Here is a 20550-nt window from a genome sequence, read left to right on the forward strand (position 1 = left end):
GGGGTTCAGCGGTTGTGAAGAGTGCCCGTCACGGTCCCGAGGCGCATGGCGCAGTTCGGGTCGGTGTGCGGGACGAGGGAGAGGACTACTGCCCCCTGGTTCCCCCCGAGGTCGAGGTCGACGACGGGGGAGTCGGCCGTGACCAGGACCGAACTGGGCGTGACGCCGGCGGTGGTGGCCGACAGGGTCCCGGTCGTCCGGTGGACACAGGTGGGGGCGTCGGGGTCGACGTCGTAGAAGGCCAGCGTGATCCGGAGCCGGTCACGGACCTTGTCGGGCGCAGGGGCGACCATGACGATCTCGTGGGCGACGGACGGGGTGAGCCGGTCCGGGGCGGTGACGGTGACGGAGACCTCGCCGTTGCGGGCGACGTACGCGTGGGTGCCGAAGGCGAGGAGGGTGCCGCCCAGGGCCAGGGTGAGCACGAGCCACCCCTGGCCCCGGACGGCGTACGCGACGGAGCAGACGAAGCCGACGACGAGGAACCCGTAGAAGAGGACGTACTGGTTCTGCGGGCCGCCGGGCCAGGTCTGGACGGTGTACGCGACGACGGCGATGGCGACGAGGAGGGGCAGCGCCTCCAGGAGGCGCTGGATGAACTTGAAGTTGATGACGGTGTTGTCGCCCCGGGGCACGATGAGCGGCGAGTTGCTCCCGTTGGTGCTGTAGCTCTCGTCCCCGCCGCCTCGGTCGCCCCGGCCTCCTCTGCCGCCTCTTCCGTCTGTTCCGGCCATGGTCAGGTGCCGAAGTTGAACGTGGCGTTGTCGCCGACCTTGTCGATGATCGGCGAGTTCGGGCCGGAGGTGGTGTAGGTCTTGGTGACGGCCGGGGGCGGGGCCAATGCCGCGGCCTCCGGGTCGGTCTCCCGTTCCCGTACGAGCTCCACCAGCCGTTCCGGATCGGGCACGACCCCGTCCTCCTCCGCCTCGGCCAGCCAGTCGGTCAGCACCCCGGCCAGCTCGCGTCGTTCGTCCTCGTCGAGCCGCGAGAGGCCCGCGTCCGCCTGGCGCTCCTCGTCCTCGTCGAGGAGCTCCGGATCGGTGCGGTCGCCCCAGGGGACGAGGCGGCGGAGGAAGCCCTCGCCCGCGTCCACGCTTCCGTCGGCGACGCGCTGGACGGCGGTGGTCGCCACCGCCCCGCCGAGGGTGCCGAAGAAGGTGGAGAGGTAGGGAGCGACTTCCGCGGTGACAGTGAGCAGTTCTGACACAGGTCCCCCAGGTGTTCCGTTCGTGCACGCGGTGCACGGGAATCTCGGTGAGCGCAGAGTGATGGTAAGCCCTCGCCGAGGGGTCGCGCAGTGTCCAATTCAGGGCGTTGTGAAGGAAGTTGGTGGATCATGAGAACCCGCAGGCGGGAGCGGGTTCCCCCGATTCGATCCCTGGTTCGATCCCCGCTTCAAACGGACGCGATGAGCTCCACTTCGAAGCCGTCCCCGTTCTCCAGGTAGGCCGCGTAGTGGCCTTCGCCGCCCGCGTACGGGTGACGGTCGGCGAACATCAGCCGCCAGCCGTGCTCCGGGGCGGCCGCCGCGAGGGCGTCGACGGCGGCGCGGTCGCCCGCGTGGAAGGCCAGGTGGTTGAGGCCGGGGCGGAGCCGGTCGTGGCCGTCCGACGTACGCGCCGGGGACTGCTCGACGACGAGGTACGTGCCGCCGAGCGCCCAGCTCCGGCCGCCCTCCCAGTGCTGGAAGGGCGTGTACCCGAGGGCGCCGAGGAGCCACCCGAAGCTCGTCTCGGCGACGGCCAGGTCGCCCACCCACAGTTCGACGTGGTGCAGGGCGCCGACGGGCGCGGAGGGGCTCACAGCTCCCCCAACTGCGTCGGCAGCGGCGCCGCGTGAACGATCGTCAGGCCGGACACGGCACGCGTCAGCGCCACGTACAGCCGCCGCAGACCCGTCCGCTCGTCGGGCTCGCCGTCGACGACCGCCGCCGGCTCGTCCAGGACCACGTAGTCGTACTCCAGGCCCTTCGCGAGCGAGGCGGGGACCAGTGTCAGCCGGGACTCGGCGCTCGTCTCCTCGCCGGGGGAGAGGTACGCGAGCCCGGCGGCCGTCAGCGCCTCCGCGAGCGGCGCGATCCGCGCGTCGGCGGCGATCAGGCCGATGGAGCCCTCGTGGGCGAGGGAGTCGCGGCAGGCCGCGACCACGTCGGCGTCCAGGGTGTCCCCGGCGTCCAGGGTGTCCCCGGCGTCCAGGGTGTCCCCGGCGTCCAGGGTGTCCCCGGTGTCCCCGGTGGCCGCGCGGATCTCCAGCGAGCCCGGGTTCTCCCGTACGGAGGCGACGGGGGCGAGCCCCGGCGACATGTGGGGGAGGAGCCGGGAGGCGTACGCGATGACCTCGCGCGGCACGCGGAAGCCGGCGGTCAGCTCCTCGACGAGCGCCTCCGGCTTCCCCAGGTGCGCGAGCGCCTGCGCCCAGCTCTCCGTCGCCCACGGGGTCGTGCCCTGCGCGAGGTCGCCGAGGATGGTCGCGGAGCCGGTGGTGCAGCGGCGGCCGACGGCCCGGTACTGCATGGGGGACAGGTCCTGGGCCTCGTCGAGGACGACGTGGCCGAGCGAGTGGGTCCGCTCGATCAGGTCGCGGGCCTCGTCGATGAGGACGGCGTCCGCCGCCGACCACTTCGCGGCCTTCACGCTCCGCGCGGGCTTCGCCCAGAGCAGCAGCTTCTGCTCGTCCTCGGTGAGCACGCCGTCGGCGTGCTCGGCCAGGAACTCCGCGTCGGAGAGGAGCCGCAGCACCAGCTTCGCGGGCTCGACGAGCGGCCAGCACTCCTTCACGACGGCCTTCACGGCCGTGTTCCGCGCGACCGCGTTCTGCACCCGGTCGTCGGGCGCCTCGCCCGCCTCCTCCATCCGGACGAGGACGGCGTGCGCGATCCGCTGCGGGAGCGCCTCGCGGGCGGCCCCGTAACGGATGTCACGGTCCGTCAGCTCCCGGACCATCTCCTCGATCTCGTACGCGGGGACGCGCCAGCGCCGCGAGCCGCGCACGACCATCAGCGCCTCCGTCGGCATCGCGATGTGCGAGCGCAGGGCGCGGCGCAGGACCTCCGCCATGCGGGCGTCGCCCTTGACGACGGCGGTCGCCGCCTCGTCCGTACCGCGCACCTCGACGTGCGCGACGAGGTCGTCGACGGTCGCCTGCTGGACGTCCAGCTCGCCGAGGGCGGGGAGGACCTGCTCGATGTACTGGAGGAAGGAGCGGTTCGGCCCGATGACGAGGGTGCCGGTGCGGGCCAGCCGCTCCCGGAACGCGTACAGCAGGTACGCGACACGGTGCAGGCCGACGGCGGTCTTGCCGGTCCCCGGGCCTCCCTGGACGCAGACCGTGCCGGCCAGGTCGGAGCGGACGATCCCGTCCTGCTCGGGCTGGATCGTGGCGACGATGTCCCGCATGGGGCCGACGCGGGGCCGCTCGATCTCGGCCTGGAGCAGGCGGCTGGTGTGTTCGAGCTCGGAGGGGTCGGAGAGGTGCTCGTCCTCGTACGCGGTGAGCTCGCCGCCCGTGTACCCGAAGCGGCGGCGCAGCCCGACGTCCTGCGGGTCCTTCTTCGAGGCCTGGTAGTACGGCTGCGAGACCGGCGCGCGCCAGTCGATGACCATCGGGTCGCCGTCGGCGTCGTGGACGTGCCGCCGGCCGATGTAGAAGCGCTGGCCCTCCTGCGTGGTGTGCAGGTAGTCGAGCCGGCCGAAGAACAGCGGGGTGTCGGCGAGGTCGGCGAGCGCCTTGATCCGGTCCTCGATCTGCCGCCCGAGGACGAGGGAGTTGACCCAGTTCGCCGTGACGTCCTTGATGTCGAGCGCCTCGACGTCCTCGCGCATGGCGCGCAGGGCGGCACGGGAGGAGGCGAGGTGGGCGCGCTCCCGGGCGAGCGGATCGGCACCGGAATCGGTATCGGGTACGGGTGCGGGTGTGGACACGACGAAGCCTCCGAGCAGGTGGTTACACGGACACGACAAGGTGGCCGCCGGTTTCCGACCGGGCGGCGGCGCTCCGTGAAACGGGAGGCGGGGGAGCCGACGAGTGTAACGCGGTGCGGGTGGGAGGGGCGAACGTCATCCGCCAAGACACCCCCTAGGGGACGGCGTCCGACGTGAGGCGTACGAGGATTCCCACCCCAGGCCGATGTGTTCGGAATGTCCGGATTCCATCATGGAGACATGGCAGCGACGACCTTCACCCTCGTGACCACCCGACCCCGACCCCGCCTCCGGCCCCACGCCCTGGCCAGGACCCTCCGGGCGATACGCGCCTTCGGCGGCGCGGCCGTCTCGGTCGCCCTCCTCGGCGACTACGGCCCGCCGGAGGCGGGAGTCAGAGACCCCCGCCCCACGCACATCCGTTAGGGCGCGAGCAGCTCGTCCGCGTCGACGATCCGGTACGCGTACCCCTGCTCCGCCAGGAACCGCTGCCGGTGCGCCGCGAAGTCCTGGTCGATCGTGTCCCGCGCGACGACCGAGTAGAAGTGCGCCTGGTGACCGTCCGCCTTCGGGCGCAGCACCCGTCCCAGGCGCTGGGCCTCCTCCTGGCGGGAGCCGAAGGTGCCCGAGACCTGGATGGCGACCGTGGCCTCCGGCAGGTCGATGGAGAAGTTCGCGACCTTCGACACCACGAGCACGCTGATCTCGCCGTTGCGGAACGCGTCGAAGAGACGCTCCCGCTCCTTGTTCGACGTCTCGCCCTTGATGACGGGCGCGTCGAGGTGCGCGCCGAGCTCGTCGAGCTGGTCGATGTACTGGCCGATGACGAGGATCTGCTGCCCCTCGAACTTCTTGACCAGCGCTTCCGTGACCTTCCGCTTCGTCGCCGTCGTCGCGCAGAAGCGGTACTTCTCCTCCGGCTCGGCCGTCGCGTACGCGAGCCGCTCGGAGTCGGTGAGGTTCACCCGGACCTCGACGCAGTCGGCCGGCGCGATGTAGCCCTGCGCCTCGATCTCCTTCCACGGCGCGTCGAACCGCTTGGGCCCGATGAGCGAGAAGACGTCGGACTCGCGCCCGTCCTCGCGGACGAGGGTCGCGGTGAGCCCGAGCCGCCGCCGTGCCTGGAGGTCGGCGGTGAACTTGAAGACCGGCGCGGGCAGCAGGTGGACCTCGTCGTAGACGACGAGACCCCAGTCGCGGGAGTCGAAGAGCTCCAGGTGCGGGTAGATGCCCTTCCGCTTGGTCGTCAGTACCTGGTACGTGGCGATCGTGACGGGCCGGATCTCCTTCCGGGTCCCGCTGTACTCGCCGATCTCGTCCTCCGTCAGCGAGGTCCGCTTCACCAGCTCGGCCTTCCACTGCCGGGCCGAGACGGTGTTCGTGACGAGGATCAGCGTCGTCGCCTTGGCCTCGGCCATCGCGCCGGCGCCGACGAGCGTCTTGCCCGCGCCGCAGGGCAGCACGACGACGCCGGAACCGCCGTGCCAGAAGCCGTCCACGGCCTGCCGCTGGTACGGCCGCAGGGTCCAGCCGTCCTCCGCGAGCTCGATCGGGTGCGCCTCCCCGTCCACGTACCCGGCGAGGTCCTCGGCCGGCCAGCCCAGCTTGAGCAGCGTCTGCTTGATCTGCCCGCGCTCGGAGGGGTGCACGACGACGGTGTCCGGGTCGATCCGGGCGCCGACCAGCGGCTGCACCTTCTTCGACCGCAGGATCTCTTCGAGCACCGGCCGGTCGGTGGTGGTGAGCACGAGCCCGTGCGCCGGGTGCTTGGACAGGGTCAGCCGCCCGTACCGGTCCATCGTCTCGGCGATGTCGACGAGCAGGGCGTTCGGCACGGGGTAGCGGGAGTACTCGACGAGCGCGTCCACGACCTGCTCGGCGTCGTGCCCGGCGGCCCGCGCGTTCCACAGCCCGAGCGGCGTGAGCCGGTACGTGTGGATGTGCTCGGGCGCCCGCTCCAGCTCCGCGAACGGCGCGATGGCCCGGCGGCACGCCTCGGCGAGCTCGTGGTCGACCTCCAGGAGCAGCGTCTTGTCACTCTGGACGATGAGTGGACCGTTCACGCGCGATCAGATCCTTCCCGGGCCGCTCCGACGACGGCCAATCCTCCAGTGTGCAGCATGGTTGCCGATGCGGGGCAGTGCGTGGGATGCTCGCGAGGTACCCGTATGACAGATGTATTACGCGAGGCGGGGAGTCGATTCCCATGGCGGCTGAACGAGCGGCTGAACGAGCGGCTGGACAAGCGTCTGGACGAGCGGCCGCACGAGCGGCGGAGACGGCCGGCAGCCCTGCCCAGGTGAGGCTCTCCCGGCAGGACTGGGCGGACCTGCGGGAGACGATGGCGATACTGCGCCTCGAATCGACCTCGGACGCACTGCGGGAGGCCATCCGGCTCCTGCACAGGGAGGCCCGCCAGATCGAGGCGGCGCGGAACATCGCCCGGTTCTACGGGGAGGGCGGAGCCCCCGGCCCGCTGCTCGACGAACTGGTCACCGAGGCGGACCTCGCGGCAGCGGACACGGCGGAGTTCTGAGCGTGACGCCGACCCTCTCGATGCCTCCGCTGCGCGGCCAGGTGTGGGCCTGCGCCTTTCCCCAGCCGACCGGGCCGCACCCCGTGGTCGTGCTGACGGCCAACAGGATCTCCCGACGCCTCGCCGGTGTCACGGTCGCGCTGGTCACCGGCACGTCCGGGCCGGAGGAGACGCACGTCGCCGTCGGCCCGGAGAGCGGCCTCAAGAAGTACGCGGAGTCGTACGTCGACTGCACCGAACTGCACACTGTCGGCAAGCCGCGACTGCGCCGCATGCTCGGGCTGCTCGCGCCCTCGGAACTCGCCGCCGTCGAGGCGAGGGTGCGCGTCGTCCTCGAACTGGACTGAGCCCAAACCCGGTCGCCCTCAGACCTGGTCGTCCGCCAGCTCCGCCACCCCCGTGATCCGGTGCAGCGGATACGTGCGGACCTCGTCGGCCGTGTGGTCGTAGCCCGTCACGAAGCCGCCTTCCACCCGTACGGGGGCGATGACCCGCTGGCTCGCCGCGCCCTCCGCGTTGACGTACCCGATCCAGACCGCCGTGCCCGTCATCGCCGCCATCTGGACCGTCGCCAGGGTCTCGGCCGCGGACGTGCGGGGCAGGCCGCCGGAGGTCGTGGGGGCGGCCGGCTCCTTGCGTACCGCCGTCGCCGCCCGGTCGCCCGCCCGGATCGCCTTCACCGCCGCGCCGAGCAGGGTCGCGTCCGGCGTGGGCGGGCCGTCGGGGACGGGCACCGGGGCCGTACGGGCCGAGGTGCGGTACGCGTCGGCGCGGGCGATCAGGAGGTCGCCCTCGGCGGACTCGGCCGCCGGCGCGTAGCCGAGGGCCCGCAGCCCGTCGAGCAGCGTCACCGGGTCGGCCTGCGCCGCGAGGACCGTTGGCGCGAGCCGCCGCAGGCCCAGGTGGGCCGAGCGCCGGTCGGCGAGGATCTCGCCGAGGACGGTGTCGTCGTCGCAGCGCACGTACGCCGAGGCCGCCCCCACCTTCAGGTGGCCGTGCCGCCGGGCCACGTCGTCGATGAGATAGGCCAGCGGCTGCGGGACGGGCGTCCGGGAGTGCGCGGCGAGGAAGGCGTGCAGGTCGGTCGCGGTCTGCCCGGAGTCGAGCGCGCGCCGCACGGAACCGGGAGTGAAGCGGTAGACCGTCGCACCGCCCTTCGACTCCACGTCCGCGAGGACGCCGAGCGCGTCGGCGAGGGGCCGCCGCAGCGGCCCGGGCGCGACGGCCGTCAGGTCGGCCTGGAGGAGGACGTGGTCGACGGCCTCGGGAAGCAGCGGCGCGAGCAGCGTCGCCGCCCGGGTCGCGGCGACCGACGGTTCGACGCCGCCGCCCTCGTCGGTGGCCGAGGCGGCCTCGGCGAGCGGCAGGTTCAGCAGGGCGCGGGCGGGTCCGGAGAGCGCGCCGCGCCCGGTGAGCCCGAGCAGCTCGGCCTCTTCGAGGGTCCAGCCGGCGACGAGCGACCGCAGATCCGACCGCAGATCCGCCCCTCCCGCGTCCCCTGCTCCGCGCAGCGGCCGCTCCCACCGCAGCCGCGCGAGCAGCGACTCCGGATCGGCGGCGGAGCCGGGCGGCAGGGTCGCGAGGAGCAGCAGCACCCGGTGGCGTACCTCGGGCGCGGCGGACCGGTCCAGGTCGGGGCCGAGCGCGGACAGCGTCCGCCCCTTCGCGTCCTGGCCGCCGACGAGCCCGGCGGTGCGGGTCGCGGTTAGCCAGGGCGTGACGAGCGCGGCCCACCGCTCGGCGGGCGGGAGGTCGAGCCAGTCGTCGTAGGCGGGCGTCGGCGCGTACCGCTCGTCGGCCTCGCCGTCGGAGGCGAGCAGCCCCGCCCCGTACCCCAGCTCCATCCAGAACGCGGCGATCCGCTCGGACACGTCGAGCTCGGCCGCGACCCGCTTCAGGTCCCGTACGGCCATGCCGCCCGCCCGCAGGACCGGCGGGCCGCCGAGATCCCAGGACTTCAGGAGCTCCTCGACGGTCGCGAGGGCGACGTGCGCCTGACCGGCGGCGGCACTGTCCACAACCTGGGGACGGTACTCGCGCGAGACCAGCGGCTCCGGAGCCACCGGCTCGGGCGCGCGGTGCGCCCGCCCCCCGCGCAGGTGCAGCGCCACCTCACGCGGCAGGACCATCGTCCGCGCCGACACGGGCAGGAGCAGGCCACGGTCCCGCAGCCAGCGCACGGGCGGCGCCGGATTGGCCGTGACCTCGCCGTACGGCGGTCCCCAGACCAGCCGGTCGACGACGCCCAGGGCCTCCGGCGGCGCGGTGTCGAGAAGCGCGCCCATGCGGACGCGGTCCGTGAAGAGCGCGGTCAGCGCGGCGACGGCCGACACCGGGTCGTGCGTCGCGGGCAGCCCGGCCGCCTCGATGATCTCCTGCACACGGCCCGGGGACATCCCGGAAGTCGCCTCGGCGACGGTCGGCCCCAGACCGGTCGGGGACGGGTGCTGCGCCGACGGCGCGAGCAGCTCCCGCGCCGTCCGCACGAGCCGCAGCCGCTCGTCGTCACCCCACACGAGCGCCTGCTCGCGGAGCAGGGCGACGGCGCCGGGCAGCGCGGCCTCGATCGCCGGCTCGGGCTCGTCGCCGGTGAGCAGGGCGAGGAGTACGGGGTACGGGGTCGGGTCCGGGGCCACCGCGAGCGCCTCGGCCGTCTGGAGCGCGAACCGGTCCAGCCGCTCGACCGCCCGCACGACCGAACCGCGCGTGCCGGCACGGGTCGCCAACTGCGTCAGATCGTTCGGCACGGGACTCAGCAGATCCGGCCGGGCGCGCAGCAGCGCGGCGAGCCCCTCGTCGCCCCGCGCGCGCAGCGCCTCCGCGAGCGTGCGCGGCGCGGCCGCGGCTGCGGCGCCAGTTGCTTCGGGCACGTGCGCCTCCCGGTCGAGCTCACCGATCCCCATCCGCACCACGTTAGCCCCTGCCCGCGCGCTACCGTCGGGTCCGTACCGGGCGAACCGGCTGGGGAGGGGCACCGTGGGGTTCGAGAACGACCAGTTGGTCTACGACTACCTGAGCAGGGTCGGCGACCTGGCGCAGCAGCGGGAGCTGCCGGAGAGCGACCGGATGCGGCTGGTGTCGACGCTGCGGAGCGAGATCGACCGGAGGCGGGCGGGCGCGGCGGACTCCTCGGAATCGGAGGAGACGGTACGGGGAATCCTCGGCGAGCTGGGAACACCGGACGAGGTGGTGGACCGCGCCCCGACATCGGTCCCGGCCCCGCGCCAGCCGGACTGGTGGAGCACGGAGGGCGAGGAGAAGCTCGGCTTCGAGGGCGGGATCGAACGCCCGGACCTGTTCTTCGCGCCGGAGCCGGAGCCGGAGGAGGACGAGTCACAGGAGGAGGAAGGTTCCGCCGAACGGCGGAGCGCGTGGAGGCGCCTGAGGACGAGACTGCGCCGCGGGAACCCCCAGCAGGAGCCCGAGGACGAGGAGGAGTACGAGGACCACGAGGACCCCTCCCCCCTCCCCCTCCCCACCGGCGGCCGCCGCCTGCCCCGCTTCTCGAACCCCTTCGTCCTCCTGGCCGCCCTGCTGCTCCTGGGCGGAGCGATCTACGGCTCCCTGATCGCCCTGGCGGCGGGCTGGATCCTGGCGTACGCCTCCCGCCGCCTGACCCCCGCCGAGATCAAGACCGCCGTCCTCGTCCTCCCCGGCCTGTCGGCGACGGCCGGCATCGCCTGGATCTGGGGCCGCGTAGGCGGCCGCTGGGGCGAACCGGTGGCGGCGGGCGGCCCGGCGATGAGCGCGGCGATCGCGGAGACGTGGCCGTGGGTGCTGCGGGGGGCGGCGGTGGCGTCGGCGCTGTTCTTGGTGTGGAGGTCGCGGAGACGGTGAGGGTGCGGGCGGGCGGGTTGGCGGGGGGCCGCTGCGCGGGGCCTCCACCCCACCCCGCCCCTTCCCGAAACCGGGGCGCTGCCCCGGACCCCGGTCCTCAAACGCCGGACGGGCTGAAGCGTTAGGGCCTCCGCCCCGGGCCCGGGTCCGCTGATGCCCGACGGGCTGAAGCACTCGGGGCTCCGCCCCGGACCCCGCGCCTCAAACGCCGGCGGGGCTGAAGTGCGCATCAAGCGCCAGCGCGGCTGGATTTCCGCCCGCAGGGCGGGAAATCTCAGCCTGCCCGGCGTTTGAGGGCACGGCCGTCAGGCCGTACGGGGGTCCGGGGGCTTGCCCCCGGTTTCGGGAAGGGGCGGGGTGGGGTGAAGGCCCCGCGCAGCGGCCCCCGGACCCGCAGGCGCCCCGGACCCGCAGGCGCCCCCCACCCCCTACTCCCCACCCACCTCCCACGGCACCCCCGGCACCACCAGCGGCGACCCCGTCACCGGATCCGGAACCACCACCGACTCCAGTCCGAACACGTCCCGCACCAGTTCCGCCGTCACGACATCCCCCGGCGCGCCCTCCGCCACCACCCGCCCCGCCTTCATCGCGACGAGGTGGTCGGCGTACCGGGCGGCCTGGTTGAGGTCGTGGAGGACGAGCACGATCGTCCGGCCGCGCAGCCGGTTGAGGCGGCGCACGAGGTCCAGGACTTCGACCTGGTGCGCGATGTCCAGGTAGGTCGTCGGTTCGTCGAGGAGCAGCAGGTCCGTTTCCTGCGCGAGCGCCATCGCGATCCAGACCCGCTGCCGCTGCCCCCCGGACAGCTCGTCCACGGACCGGTCCGCGAGCGCCGTGACGTCCGTTCGGGCCATGGCGTCGACGACGGCCCGTTCGTCCTCCTCGGACCACTGCTTCCACCAGGCCTGGTGCGGCTGGCGGCCGCGCGAGACGAGGTCGGCGACGGTGATCGCCTCGGGGGCGACGGGGGTCTGCGGGAGCAGGCCGATCGACTGGGCGATCCGTTTCGTCGGCAGTTTCGCGAGGGATTCCCCGTCGAGGAGGACCGCCCCGCCCGCCGGCTTGAGCAGTCGTCCGAGCGCCCGCAGGGTGGTCGATTTGCCGCAGGCGTTCGGTCCGACGATGACCGTGACCTTGCCGTCGGGGACGGCGAGGTCGAGGGATTCGACGACGGTCCGGTCCTCGTACGCGAGAGTCAGCCGGTTCGCGGTCAACCTGGTCATGGTCACGCCTTACCTCCACCAACAGCTCGGCTCCGCACGATGAGCCAGATCAGATACGGGGCGCCGACGGCGGCCGTGAGCACGCCCACGGGCAGTTCGACGGGTGAGAAGAGCCGCCGGCCCAGCAGGTCGGCCACGACGACGATGACCGCTCCGCCGAGCGCGGAGCAGAGCAGCGGGACCTGCGCGGTCCGCGTCATGCGGCGGGCGATCTGCGGCGCGAGGAGCGCCACGAAGTCGACGGGTCCGGCGACTCCGGTGGCGACGGACGCGAGGATGACGCCGACGGCGACGAGTCCGAGCCGTACCCGTCCGAGCCGTACGCCGAGCCCGGTCGCCGTGTCGTCGTCCAGGGACACGGTCCGCTGGGCGCGGGCGGCCCACAGGACGGCGGGGAGCATGAGGAGCAGCGTCCAGCGGATCGGCGCGGATTCCTCCCAGCCTCGCCCGTTGAGGGAGCCGGTCATCCAGATCTGTGCCTGCTGGGCGACGAGGAAGTCGCCCTTCGTCATGAACAGCGTGGTGAGCGACCGCAGGGCGATCGCGAATCCGATGCCGATGAGCACGAACCGGGTCGCGTGCAGGCCGCCCCGCCACGCGAAGGCGTAGACGAGGGCGGCGGCGAGCACGCCGCCGGCGATCGAGAGGTACGGCAGGACGGTGTACGAGGCGAACCCGAAGGTCATCGCGGCGACGGTGACGGCCCCGGCGCCCTGGCTGATGCCGATGATGTCGGGGCTGGCGAGCGGGTTGCGGGCGACGGTCTGGATGAGCGCGCCCGCGATGCCGAACGCCGCTCCGACGGCGAGCGCCGTGGCGAGCCGCGGTTCGCGCAGTTTCTCGACGACGAACGCGGACGGCGAGGACTCGCCGAGGAGGATGCGGACGATCTCCGACGGCGGCACGAACCGTTCGCCGACGCAGAGGTACGCGACGGAGGCGGCGGCGAGCAGCAGCACCAGCCCGGCGGCGACGGCCGCCGACCGCCGGTGCACGAGGAAGGACGCGCGCCCGACGCGTATCAGCCGATAACCGGCCGGTGTCACCGCGCTCATGCCGGCACCGCCTTCCGCCGCACCAGCGTCACCAGGAACGGCACCCCGATCAGCGCCGTCATCACGCCGGCCGGCACCTCGCCCGGCGGGAACACGATCCGCCCGGCGACGTCGGCGACGAGCAGCATGACGGGCCCGATGAGCATGGCCATCGGCAGCACCCACCGGTGGTCGGAGCCGACGACGGCCCGCGCGATGTGCGGGACGGCGAGGCCCACGAAGGCGACCGGGCCTGCGGCGGCGACGGCCACGCCGGTGAGGACGGTGGCGCCGAGCCCGCCGACGATCCGTACGGTCGCGACCCGCTGCCCGAGCCCCTTGGCGACGTCCTCGCCGAGCGCGAGCGCGTCGAGGCCGCGCGCCACGGAGAGGACGAGGATCAGGCCGAGGAGCAGGAAGGGCCAGATCTGGCCGATGATCTCGGCGTCCCGGCCGTCGAGCGAGCCGATCTGCCAGAACCGGAACTCGTCGAGCGCCGAGGCCTTCGTCGTGAGGATGCCGGTGGTGACGGACAGCAGGAGCGCGTTGATGGCGGCTCCGCCGAGCGCCAGTTTCACGGGCGTCGCGCCGCCGCGCCCGCCGGAGGCGATGGCGTAGACGGCGACGGAGGCGAGGGCGGCGCCGGCGAAGGCGAACCACACGTACCCGCTGAGGTCGTGCACGCCGAGGAACGCGATGGCGAGGACGACGGCCACGGACGAGCCCTGGCTGATGCCGAGGATGCCGGGGTCGGCGATCGGGTTGCGGGTGATGCCCTGGAGGGCGGTCCCGGCGAGCGCGAGCGCGGCGCCGACCATGAGCCCGATGACCGTACGGGGGACGCGGAGCTCCCGTACGACCTGGGCGTCGTCGCTCGTCCCGCCGTGCAGCAGCGCGTCGAAGACGGTCGAGGGGGCGATGGCGCGGGCGCCGACGGCGAGGCTGAGGAGGACGGCGACGAGCAGAGCGACGACAGCCGCCGAGGTCGCGAGGACGCGTCTGGAGGGGAAAGCGGCTGACATGGGACCCCAGGGGGAGGTTTGGTAAGGCTTGGCTCACTTGCTCGGTGCAGGCTCAGTGTATGCAGCACACAGATCGGCCCGACCGGGGCCCAAGGTCCCGGCGAGGGTCCCGGAGAATGGCCGCATGACGACCGCAGCGACCCCGAAGATCCCCCTCACCGTCGGCTTCGACCTCGACCTGACCCTCCTCGACACCCGCCCGGGCATCAAGGCCGCCTGGCAGGTCTTCGCCACCGAGACCGGCGTCGACATCGACACCGACCTCGTCGTCTCCCGCCTGGGCCCGCCGCTCGAACGCGAGATGGCGCACTGGTTCCCGGCGGAGCTCGTCCCGGAGATGGTCCTCCGCTACCGCGCGCTCTACCCGCTGTACGCGATCGAGCCCTCGCTCCCCCTGCCGGGCGCCGTGGACGCGGTCGAGGCGGTACGGGAGGCCGGCGGCCGGACGATCGTCGTCACCGCCAAGAAGGGCGCGCACGCCGAGCTCCACCTGAAGCACCTCGGCATCCCCGCCGACGCCGTCTTCGGCGAGCTGTGGGCCGAGGGCAAGGCGCAGGCGCTGCGCGCCGAGGGCGCCCAGGTGTACGTCGGCGACCACGTGGGAGACGTCCGCGGCGCCGCCACCGCCGGAGCCCTCTCGGTGGCCGTCGCGACCGGCCCGTGCGCCCCCGAGGAGCTCCGCGCGGCCGGGGCGGACGTGGTCCTCGCGGACCTGACGGACTTCCGCGGCTGGCTGGCGGCCTACCTCGGCTGAACGCCGGTGGCCGAAGCCTTGCGGGCCTGACGCCGCTGGGCGGCGATCGACCGCAGGACTCCGGCGGCGGCGACGGCGAAGCCGACGCCCATGAGCATGGAGACGGTGTACGCGACGGTGGGGAACGGGTCGGTTCCGAGGAACAGCGGAGCCACGGTGACCAGCGTCGCCACCGCCCCGATGCCGAAGATCACGACACCGGCCTTGACGAGGCCGTCACCGGGCGCGCTGTCGTCGTCGGCCGCCGCGGGGGTTTCGTTACGCATTCGGCCAGGGTAGTTCCCAGGTCTGAGGAACACTCCGGCGACGTCTCGCCCGTGCTTCCCGTACCACTAGCCTTCTGCTGCACACCCAGTGACGGGTGCCCACCCCAGCGACGATCACGAGGACGAGGACAGACGTGCCTACCGGCAAGGTCAAATGGTTCAACCCCGAGAAGGGCTTCGGCTTTCTCTCCCGCGACGACGGCGGCGACGTCTTCGTGCACTCCTCGGTGCTCCCCGCCGGAGTCGAGGCGCTGAAGCCGGGCCAGCGGGTCGAGTTCGGTGTCGTCGCGGGTCAGCGCGGTGACCAGGCGCTCTCGGTCACGGTCCTCGACCCGACCCCGTCCGTGGCGGCGGCCCAGCGCCGCAAGCCCGACGAGCTGGCGTCGATCGTCCAGGACCTGACGACGCTCCTGGAGAACATCACGCCGGCGCTTGAGCGGGGACGCTACCCGGAGAAGGCCGCGGGCAAGAAGATCGCGGGCCTGCTCCGGGCGGTCGCGGACCAGCTGGACGTCTGAGTCGGGCTACGGGAACGACAGCGCGTCCGGGCCGAGGGGCGGTACGAGTCCCTCGGCCGCCGCGCGCGTGAGGAGCCCGCGGACGGCCGCGTAGCCGTTCTCGCCGAGGTCGGCGGTGAACTCGTTCACGTACAGACCGATGTGCTGGTCGGCGACCTTCGGGTCCATCTCCTGGGCGTGCTCCAGGACGTACGGCCGCGAGGCCTCCGGGTCTTCCCAGGCCATCCGCACCGAGGCGCGGGCCGCGTCGGCGAGCCCCCGCAGGGTCTCCTCGCCGAGGGACCGGCGGGCGACGATCGCGCCGAGCGGGATCGGGAGCCCCGTGGTGGCCTCCCAGTGCTCGCCCATGTCGGCGAGGCAGTGGAGCCCGTAACCCTTGTAGGTGAACCGGGCCTCGTGGATGACGAGCCCGGCGTCGACCTTGCCGTCACGGACGGCGGGCATGATCTCGTGGAACGGCATGACGACGACGTTCCCGACACCGCCGGGCACGGTCTCGGCCGCCCAGAGCCGGAAGAGCAGGTACGCGGTCGAGCGCTCGCTCGGTACGGCGACGGTCTTCCCCGTGAGGTCCACGCCCTCCTCGCGCGTCAGGACGAGCGGCCCGCAGCCCCGGCCGAGGGCGCCGCCGCAGGGGAGGAGCGCGTACTCGTCGAGGATCCAGGGCAGGACGGCGTACGAGACCTTGAGGACGTCGTGGTCGTCGGTGCCGCTCTCGGCCCAGCCGTTGGTGACGTCGATGTCGGCGAAGGTGACGTCGAGGCGCGGGGCGCCGGGGACGCGGCCGTGGGCCCAGGCGTCGAAGACGAAGGTGTCGTTCGGGCAGGGGGAATAGGCGATCTTCAGCTTGGTCACGAAGACTCCAGAACGAAGAAGTTCCCGCTGAGCGACGCGAAGGCGCGCCGCAGCGCTTCCAGGGCGTCCCCGATGCGCCAGGCGGCCCGGTCGCGCGGCCCGACGGCGTTCGAGACGGCGCGGACCTCGATCACGGGGACGCCGTACCCGGCGGCGGCCTCGGCGACCCCGAAGCCCTCCATGGCCTCGGCGGCGGCGGCCGGGTGGCGCCCGGCGAGCTCGGCGGCGCGGGCGGCGGTGCCGGTCACGGTGGAGACGGTGAGGACGGGCGCGAGGGTGTGCGGCAGCCCGGCGGCGGCGAGGGCGGCGGCGAAGGGGCCGGTGAGCGCCTCGGGCACGGGGTGGACGGAGCGGCCGAAGCCGAGCGCGTCGACGGGGAGGTACCCGTCGGGGGTGTCGGCGCCGAGGTCGGCGGCGACGATCGCCGTGGAGACGACGAGGGAGCCGAGGGGGGCGTGCGGGGCGAAGCCGCCGGCGATCCCGGCGGAGACGAGGAGGTCGTAGCCGGGGCCTTCGGCCGAGGCGACGGCGAGCGCGGTCCCGGTGGCGGCGGCGACGGCGGCGGGCCCGACCCCGCCGACGAGCACGTCGACGAGGAGGCCGTCACGGGTGTGGCGGCGCAGCGAAAGCCCCCCGGGGAGGGAGGCCACCTCGGGGGAGGTGTCGAAGGTGAGGCCGGCGGCGACGGAGTCAGCCTCCGCCGCCACGGCCGTCACGATCAGAATCCGGTGGGCTGTCACCCGTGGATCAGGATTCCTTCTTGAGCTTGAAGTGCCAGATGCCTGTGAGCTGCTTGCCGGTGTTCTCGACGATGGTCACCTGGGTCTCGTTGGTGGCCTCGCCGGACTGGCTGGAGAAGAAGGCGCTGGCCGGGATGGTCCGGTACGTCTTCTTGTAGGGCTCGGGCTCGGCCTGCTGGCCGCCGAGGAAGATCGTCCAGCCGTTGTCCGCGACGTCGGGGTCGACCCCGAAGCGGATCTTGTCGTCCATCGCCACGGTGATGGACTTCTCGGCCTTCTTGTTGAGGCACTGCTGGATCTGCGACTCCTTGATGGCGTCGCCGTCGTTGTAGCAGGAGGCCTCGGAGTGGATCGAGTCGGTCCCGACCGTCACGGTCGCGATCGGCGTCGGCTTGTCGCAGGCGGAGAGAACGAGGAGCCCGGCGGAGACGGCCCCGAGGGCGACGGCGGCCCGGCGGCGCGAGCCGGAGAAGAACGCAACGGTCATGAGCCGAAGGCTATCGGGCCGTCGCGCCCGCGCCACGCGGGGGTACGGCGTGCCGCGGCCCGGTGACCGCCGCGTGACCTGCGGAGGGCGCTCGTGCGCCCCGTAAACACCCATACGTACGGGTACGCGTGTCCGGTCCACGCGTCACCGGGTGACGCGTGGCCGCGAATCGCCGCGGGAGTCGCCGCGGGAGTCGCCGCGGGGCTGGCGGCGGGCGGCGGCGAGGAGCCCCCGTACGGCGAGGAGGGCGCCGAGCGCCAGGATCCCGGCGGCGACGGCCATGCCGAGGGTGCCGTTCAGGGGCAGCGAGATGCCGATCCCGCCGCCGACGACCCAGGCCATCTGGAGGGCGGTCTCGGAGCGGGCGAAGGCGGAGGTGCGGACGGACTCGGGCACGTCCCGCTGGATCAGGGCGTCGAGGGAGAGCTTGGAGAGGGCCTGGGTGAGGCCCGCGACGGCGCCGAGGACGGCGACCATGAGGCCGCCGAAGAAGATCGCGGCACAGATCGCCGTACCGCAGACGGTGGTGATCATGGCGGCGATGATCACCTCGGGTCCGTGCCCCCGGTCGCGCAGGAGCGAGCCGGCGGCCGTGCCGCAGGCGTTCCCGACCCCGGCGGCGACGGCGACCATGCCGAGGGAGACGGCGGCGCTCTGCCCGGGGAGGGGATGCTCCCGGAGCAGGAAGGCCAGGAAGAAGATCAGGAACCCGGAGAGCATGCGCTGAGCGGCGTTCGCCTCAAGCCCGTGCAGGACGGACGGCCCGACCGTCCGCAGACTCGGCTTCTTCTCCCCGTGGGTCAGCAGGTGCGCGCGCCGCTCGCCCTTGGCCGAGTCGACCTTGTGCGGCATGCGGAACGCCCAGAACGCGCCGAGGACGAAGAGCGCGCAGGCGCCGTACAGCGGCCAGGGCGGCCCGATCAGCTGGAGCCCGGCGCCGACGGGCGCGGCGATGCCGGTGGCGAGGAGCCCGGCCAGCGTCACCCGCGAATTGGCCTTCACGAGCGAGAACCCCGGTGGGAGCAGCCGAGGCACGACCGCACTGCGCACCACCCCGTACGCCTTCGAGGCCACGAGCACCCCCAGCGCGGCCGGATACAGCTCGAGACCGCCCGTGGCCACGGCCCCCGACATCAGGATCGCGAGGACGGCCCGGGTGAGCATGGCCCCGGCCATGGCGGCACGACGGCCGTGCGGGACGCGGTCGAGGAGCGGGCCGATCACCGGGGCGAGAAGAACGAAGGGGGCCATGGTGACGGCGAGGTAGAGCGCGACGCGGCCGCGGGCCTCGTCGGTGGGGACGGAGAAGAAGACCGTGGAGGCGAGGGCGACGGTGATCATGACGTCCCCGGCGCCGTTCACGGCGTGCAGCTCGATCAGCTTCCCGAGCCCGGACTCCCCGGCGCCGTGCGCGTGCGTGGCCCTGCGGATGCCCCGCGCGGTCCCCGTGAAGGGCAGGTGCAGGGCACGCCCGACGGACCGGCCCGCTCGGCGGAGCGGCCCGGCATGATCGTGGGATCGTGCGGGGGACCGTGCGGCTGCCACTCCGTCATAGTGCCCCACGCGAGGACGGGACGAACGCGACCGGGCGGAGCTGGGGTGTCGCGAACGGTCACGTGAGAACCCTGTGAACCCTCACCAGGGCCTGCAGGCAGGCGTGTTGGGTCCCTTTCGGCCACACCCCGCCCGCCCGGAACACGGGCACGGGGATTCCGCGATCCGGTCCACTTGGGGCGGGCAGGTGGGCGGAGGCCCGGGAACGGGGTAGCGTGCGTAGCGCGTCACCGGCGGAAGTTCTCGGCCGCGCGCCTCTTCGGCATCCCGCAGAATGGATGGCGTTAGGTGTGCCCGAGACACGCGAGACAAAGTCGGGCGCGGACGTCGATGCGGCCCTCTGGTCCGCTCCGCCCGCCGCCCGTGGCTTCGCTTTCGCCCCTCGGCCGGCGCACCCGAGAGACGGCGTAGGAGAGAAGCGAGACCTGTGAGTACTGCGACGACGCGAAGCGGTGCCCCGCGTACCCCGCGAGCCACGCGTACCCCCGACCGCCTGTGCGTCGAGGCGGTAGACCTCGCGCGGGAGGCCGCCGAGGAGGCGGCCGCGCCCGGCATCGTGGGCGCGCACGTCGAGGTCGTCGCGGAAGGCGACCGGGTCGTCACGCACTTCTTCGAATCCAAGGAGCCCGGCTACCGCGGCTGGCGCTGGGCCGTGACGGTGACGCGCGCATCGCGCGCCAAGAACGTCACGCTTGACGAAACCGTCCTGCTGCCCGGCGCGGACGCCCTCCTCGCCCCCGAGTGGGTGCCGTGGAGCGAGCGCCTGCGCCCCGGCGACATGGGCCCCGGCGACCTCCTGCCCACCGAACAGGACGACCTGCGCCTGGAGCCCGGCTACACGGGCGAGGACACCCCGCCGCCGAACTCCGTCGTCTCCGAGGAGATGGCCGACCACCTCGACGCGGAGGACGCGGAGGTCGTCACCCGCACGCCGTCGCGTGGCGCGATCGCGTCGGTCGCGGACGAGCTCGGCATGCGCAGGGCGCGAGTCCTCTCGCGGTACGGGCTCCACGTGGCGGCGGACCGCTGGGACGAGGCGTTCGGCGCGAAGACGCCCATGGCCCAGGCGGCACCGGCCTCCTGCGAGTCCTGCGCCTTCCTGGTCCCGATCGCGGGCTCCCTGAAGCAGGCGTTCGGCGTCTGCGCGAACGAGTTCTCCCCGGCGGACGGCCGGGTCGTCTCCCTCGCGTACGGCTGCGGCGGCCACTCGGAAGCGGCCATCATGCCGAAGCCCCCCAGGCCGGCCCCCCCGGTCCTGGACTCGATGGCCACGGACGCCTTCCCCCTCCGCCCGTCGAAGGACTCCGGCTCGACGACGGAACCGGACGCGACGGTAGAGGACCTGGGCCACTCCTAGCCCCTGGGGGCCCTGCGGGCCCCCACCCCTGCCGGACAGGTCCCCGGCGCCACCCCCGCGTGGACACGCGCCCCGCTGAGCGGCGCCAGCCCAGCCGGGCGCCCGCCCCGGCCGGGCGGTGCCCGCATCCGGGCGGTGCCCGGCGCGCCTTCCGCGTGGGCACGCGCCCGGCTGGGCTGGCGCCCGCCTTCCCAAGCCCGACCGCGCGCCCGCCCCGGCTGCACCTCCGTGTGGGCATTCGTCCCGCTGAGCGGCGCCCCCTCCCGGGCCCGACCGCGCGCCCGCCCCGGTCGGGCGGTGCCCGCATCCGGGGCGGTGCCCGGCCGCACCTCCGTGTGGGCACGCGCCCCGCTGAGCGGCGCCCCCTCCCGGGCCCGACCGCGCGCCCGCCCCGGTCGGGCGGTGCCCGCATCCGGGGCGGTGCCCGGCCGCACCTCCGTGTGG

The 20550-nt window shown here is 73.5% G+C and carries 21 protein-coding genes; 7 read left to right on the forward strand and 14 right to left on the reverse strand.

The window, feature by feature from the left end:
- Nucleotides 1–5: 5 nt before the first annotated feature.
- From ACFC0Z_RS31090 to ACFC0Z_RS31105, 4 genes are all read right to left on the reverse strand, one after another.
- A complete protein-coding gene (locus ACFC0Z_RS31090) occupies nt 6–734 on the reverse strand; it encodes a hypothetical protein (protein WP_376445017.1) in 729 nt (242 codons plus the stop codon).
- Nucleotides 735–736: 2 nt separating this feature from the next.
- Complete coding sequence (locus ACFC0Z_RS31095; RefSeq protein ID WP_376445020.1) at nt 737–1207, reverse strand: hypothetical protein; 471 nt, start codon at nt 1205–1207, stop codon at nt 737–739.
- Between the two features lie 188 nt (nt 1208–1395).
- Nucleotides 1396–1803 carry a VOC family protein gene (locus tag ACFC0Z_RS31100; RefSeq protein WP_376445023.1) on the reverse strand — a complete coding sequence of 136 codons (408 nt, stop codon included), beginning with the start codon at nt 1801–1803 and terminating at the stop codon, nt 1396–1398.
- A complete protein-coding gene (locus tag ACFC0Z_RS31105; protein ID WP_376445096.1) occupies nt 1800–3821 on the reverse strand; it encodes a HelD family protein in 2022 nt (673 codons plus the stop codon). Before ACFC0Z_RS31105 ends, ACFC0Z_RS31100 begins: the two co-directional genes overlap by 4 nt.
- A gap of 339 nt (nt 3822–4160) precedes the next feature.
- Between ACFC0Z_RS31105 and ACFC0Z_RS31110 the strand changes: the two genes are divergently transcribed.
- On the forward strand, nt 4161–4346 hold the full coding sequence (locus ACFC0Z_RS31110; RefSeq protein WP_376445026.1) for a hypothetical protein: 186 nt from the start codon (nt 4161–4163) through the stop codon (nt 4344–4346).
- Here ACFC0Z_RS31110 and ACFC0Z_RS31115 read toward each other — a convergent pair.
- Entirely contained in the window at nt 4343–5983 is a 1641-nt protein-coding gene (locus tag ACFC0Z_RS31115) for a DNA repair helicase XPB (RefSeq protein ID WP_376445029.1), read from the reverse strand. The two genes, ACFC0Z_RS31110 and ACFC0Z_RS31115, sit on opposite strands and share 4 nt — an antisense overlap.
- 236 nt (nt 5984–6219) lie before the next feature.
- Here ACFC0Z_RS31115 and ACFC0Z_RS31120 point away from each other — a divergent pair, with 236 nt between their 5' ends.
- A complete protein-coding gene (locus ACFC0Z_RS31120) occupies nt 6220–6456 on the forward strand; it encodes a hypothetical protein (RefSeq protein ID WP_376445032.1) in 237 nt (78 codons plus the stop codon).
- Nucleotides 6457–6458: 2 nt separating this feature from the next.
- The gene (locus ACFC0Z_RS31125) at nt 6459–6803 is read left to right on the forward strand and encodes a type II toxin-antitoxin system PemK/MazF family toxin (protein ID WP_376445035.1); all 345 of its coding nucleotides are present in this window, start codon (nt 6459–6461) and stop codon (nt 6801–6803) included.
- Between the two features lie 18 nt (nt 6804–6821).
- Here ACFC0Z_RS31125 and ACFC0Z_RS31130 read toward each other — a convergent pair whose 3' ends face one another.
- Nucleotides 6822–9359 (reverse strand): helicase-associated domain-containing protein, encoded by a 2538-nt coding sequence (locus ACFC0Z_RS31130; protein ID WP_376445037.1) that lies wholly within the window; start codon nt 9357–9359, stop codon nt 6822–6824.
- Nucleotides 9360–9432: 73 nt separating this feature from the next.
- On the opposite strand from ACFC0Z_RS31130, the gene ACFC0Z_RS31135 reads away from it, so the two are divergent.
- Complete coding sequence (locus ACFC0Z_RS31135; RefSeq protein WP_376445040.1) at nt 9433–10293, forward strand: hypothetical protein; 861 nt, start codon at nt 9433–9435, stop codon at nt 10291–10293.
- Between the two features lie 428 nt (nt 10294–10721).
- On the opposite strand, the gene ACFC0Z_RS31140 is transcribed toward ACFC0Z_RS31135, so the two are convergent.
- From ACFC0Z_RS31140 to ACFC0Z_RS31150, 3 genes are read right to left on the reverse strand one after another with little or no spacing between them, the layout of a single operon-like run.
- Entirely contained in the window at nt 10722–11519 is a 798-nt protein-coding gene (locus ACFC0Z_RS31140) for an ABC transporter ATP-binding protein (RefSeq protein ID WP_376445043.1), read from the reverse strand.
- Nucleotides 11520–11521: 2 nt separating this feature from the next.
- Nucleotides 11522–12574, reverse strand: coding sequence for a FecCD family ABC transporter permease (locus ACFC0Z_RS31145; protein ID WP_376445046.1), 1053 nt, complete (start codon nt 12572–12574; stop codon nt 11522–11524).
- On the reverse strand, nt 12571–13575 hold the full coding sequence (locus ACFC0Z_RS31150) for a FecCD family ABC transporter permease (protein ID WP_376445048.1): 1005 nt from the start codon (nt 13573–13575) through the stop codon (nt 12571–12573). The genes ACFC0Z_RS31145 and ACFC0Z_RS31150 overlap by 4 nt, the downstream gene beginning before the upstream one ends.
- A gap of 124 nt (nt 13576–13699) precedes the next feature.
- On the opposite strand from ACFC0Z_RS31150, the gene ACFC0Z_RS31155 reads away from it, so the two are divergent.
- Nucleotides 13700–14329, forward strand: coding sequence for an HAD family hydrolase (locus ACFC0Z_RS31155; RefSeq protein ID WP_376445051.1), 630 nt, complete (start codon nt 13700–13702; stop codon nt 14327–14329).
- Here the strand turns inward: ACFC0Z_RS31155 and ACFC0Z_RS31160 are convergent.
- Nucleotides 14317–14595 carry a hypothetical protein gene (locus ACFC0Z_RS31160; RefSeq protein WP_376445053.1) on the reverse strand — a complete coding sequence of 93 codons (279 nt, stop codon included), beginning with the start codon at nt 14593–14595 and terminating at the stop codon, nt 14317–14319. The genes ACFC0Z_RS31155 and ACFC0Z_RS31160 overlap by 13 nt on opposite strands.
- 134 nt (nt 14596–14729) lie before the next feature.
- On the opposite strand from ACFC0Z_RS31160, the gene ACFC0Z_RS31165 reads away from it, so the two are divergent.
- Nucleotides 14730–15113, forward strand: a complete 384-nt coding sequence (locus ACFC0Z_RS31165; protein ID WP_376445056.1) for a cold-shock protein — start codon at nt 14730–14732, stop codon at nt 15111–15113.
- Between the two features lie 6 nt (nt 15114–15119).
- On the opposite strand, the gene ACFC0Z_RS31170 is transcribed toward ACFC0Z_RS31165, so the two are convergent.
- The 4 genes from ACFC0Z_RS31170 to ACFC0Z_RS31185 form a co-directional block, all read right to left on the reverse strand.
- Nucleotides 15120–15968: a 1,4-dihydroxy-6-naphthoate synthase gene (locus ACFC0Z_RS31170; protein WP_376445059.1), complete on the reverse strand. Its 849-nt coding sequence runs from the start codon at nt 15966–15968 to the stop codon at nt 15120–15122.
- Entirely contained in the window at nt 15965–16708 is a 744-nt protein-coding gene (locus ACFC0Z_RS31175) for a futalosine hydrolase (protein WP_376445062.1), read from the reverse strand. Before ACFC0Z_RS31175 ends, ACFC0Z_RS31170 begins: the two co-directional genes overlap by 4 nt.
- A gap of 7 nt (nt 16709–16715) precedes the next feature.
- Entirely contained in the window at nt 16716–17195 is a 480-nt protein-coding gene (locus ACFC0Z_RS31180; RefSeq protein WP_376445064.1) for a DUF2771 domain-containing protein, read from the reverse strand.
- Between the two features lie 144 nt (nt 17196–17339).
- A complete protein-coding gene (locus tag ACFC0Z_RS31185; protein ID WP_376445066.1) occupies nt 17340–18740 on the reverse strand; it encodes an MFS transporter in 1401 nt (466 codons plus the stop codon).
- Between the two features lie 436 nt (nt 18741–19176).
- On the opposite strand from ACFC0Z_RS31185, the gene ACFC0Z_RS31190 reads away from it, so the two are divergent.
- Nucleotides 19177–20106, forward strand: coding sequence for a DUF3027 domain-containing protein (locus ACFC0Z_RS31190; protein WP_376445069.1), 930 nt, complete (start codon nt 19177–19179; stop codon nt 20104–20106).
- The last annotated feature ends 444 nt before the right edge of the window (nt 20107–20550 follow it).

The sequence above is a fragment of the Streptomyces sp. NPDC056144 genome (assembly GCF_042264145.1).
In the GTDB taxonomy this organism is placed as follows: domain Bacteria; phylum Actinomycetota; class Actinomycetes; order Streptomycetales; family Streptomycetaceae; genus Streptomyces.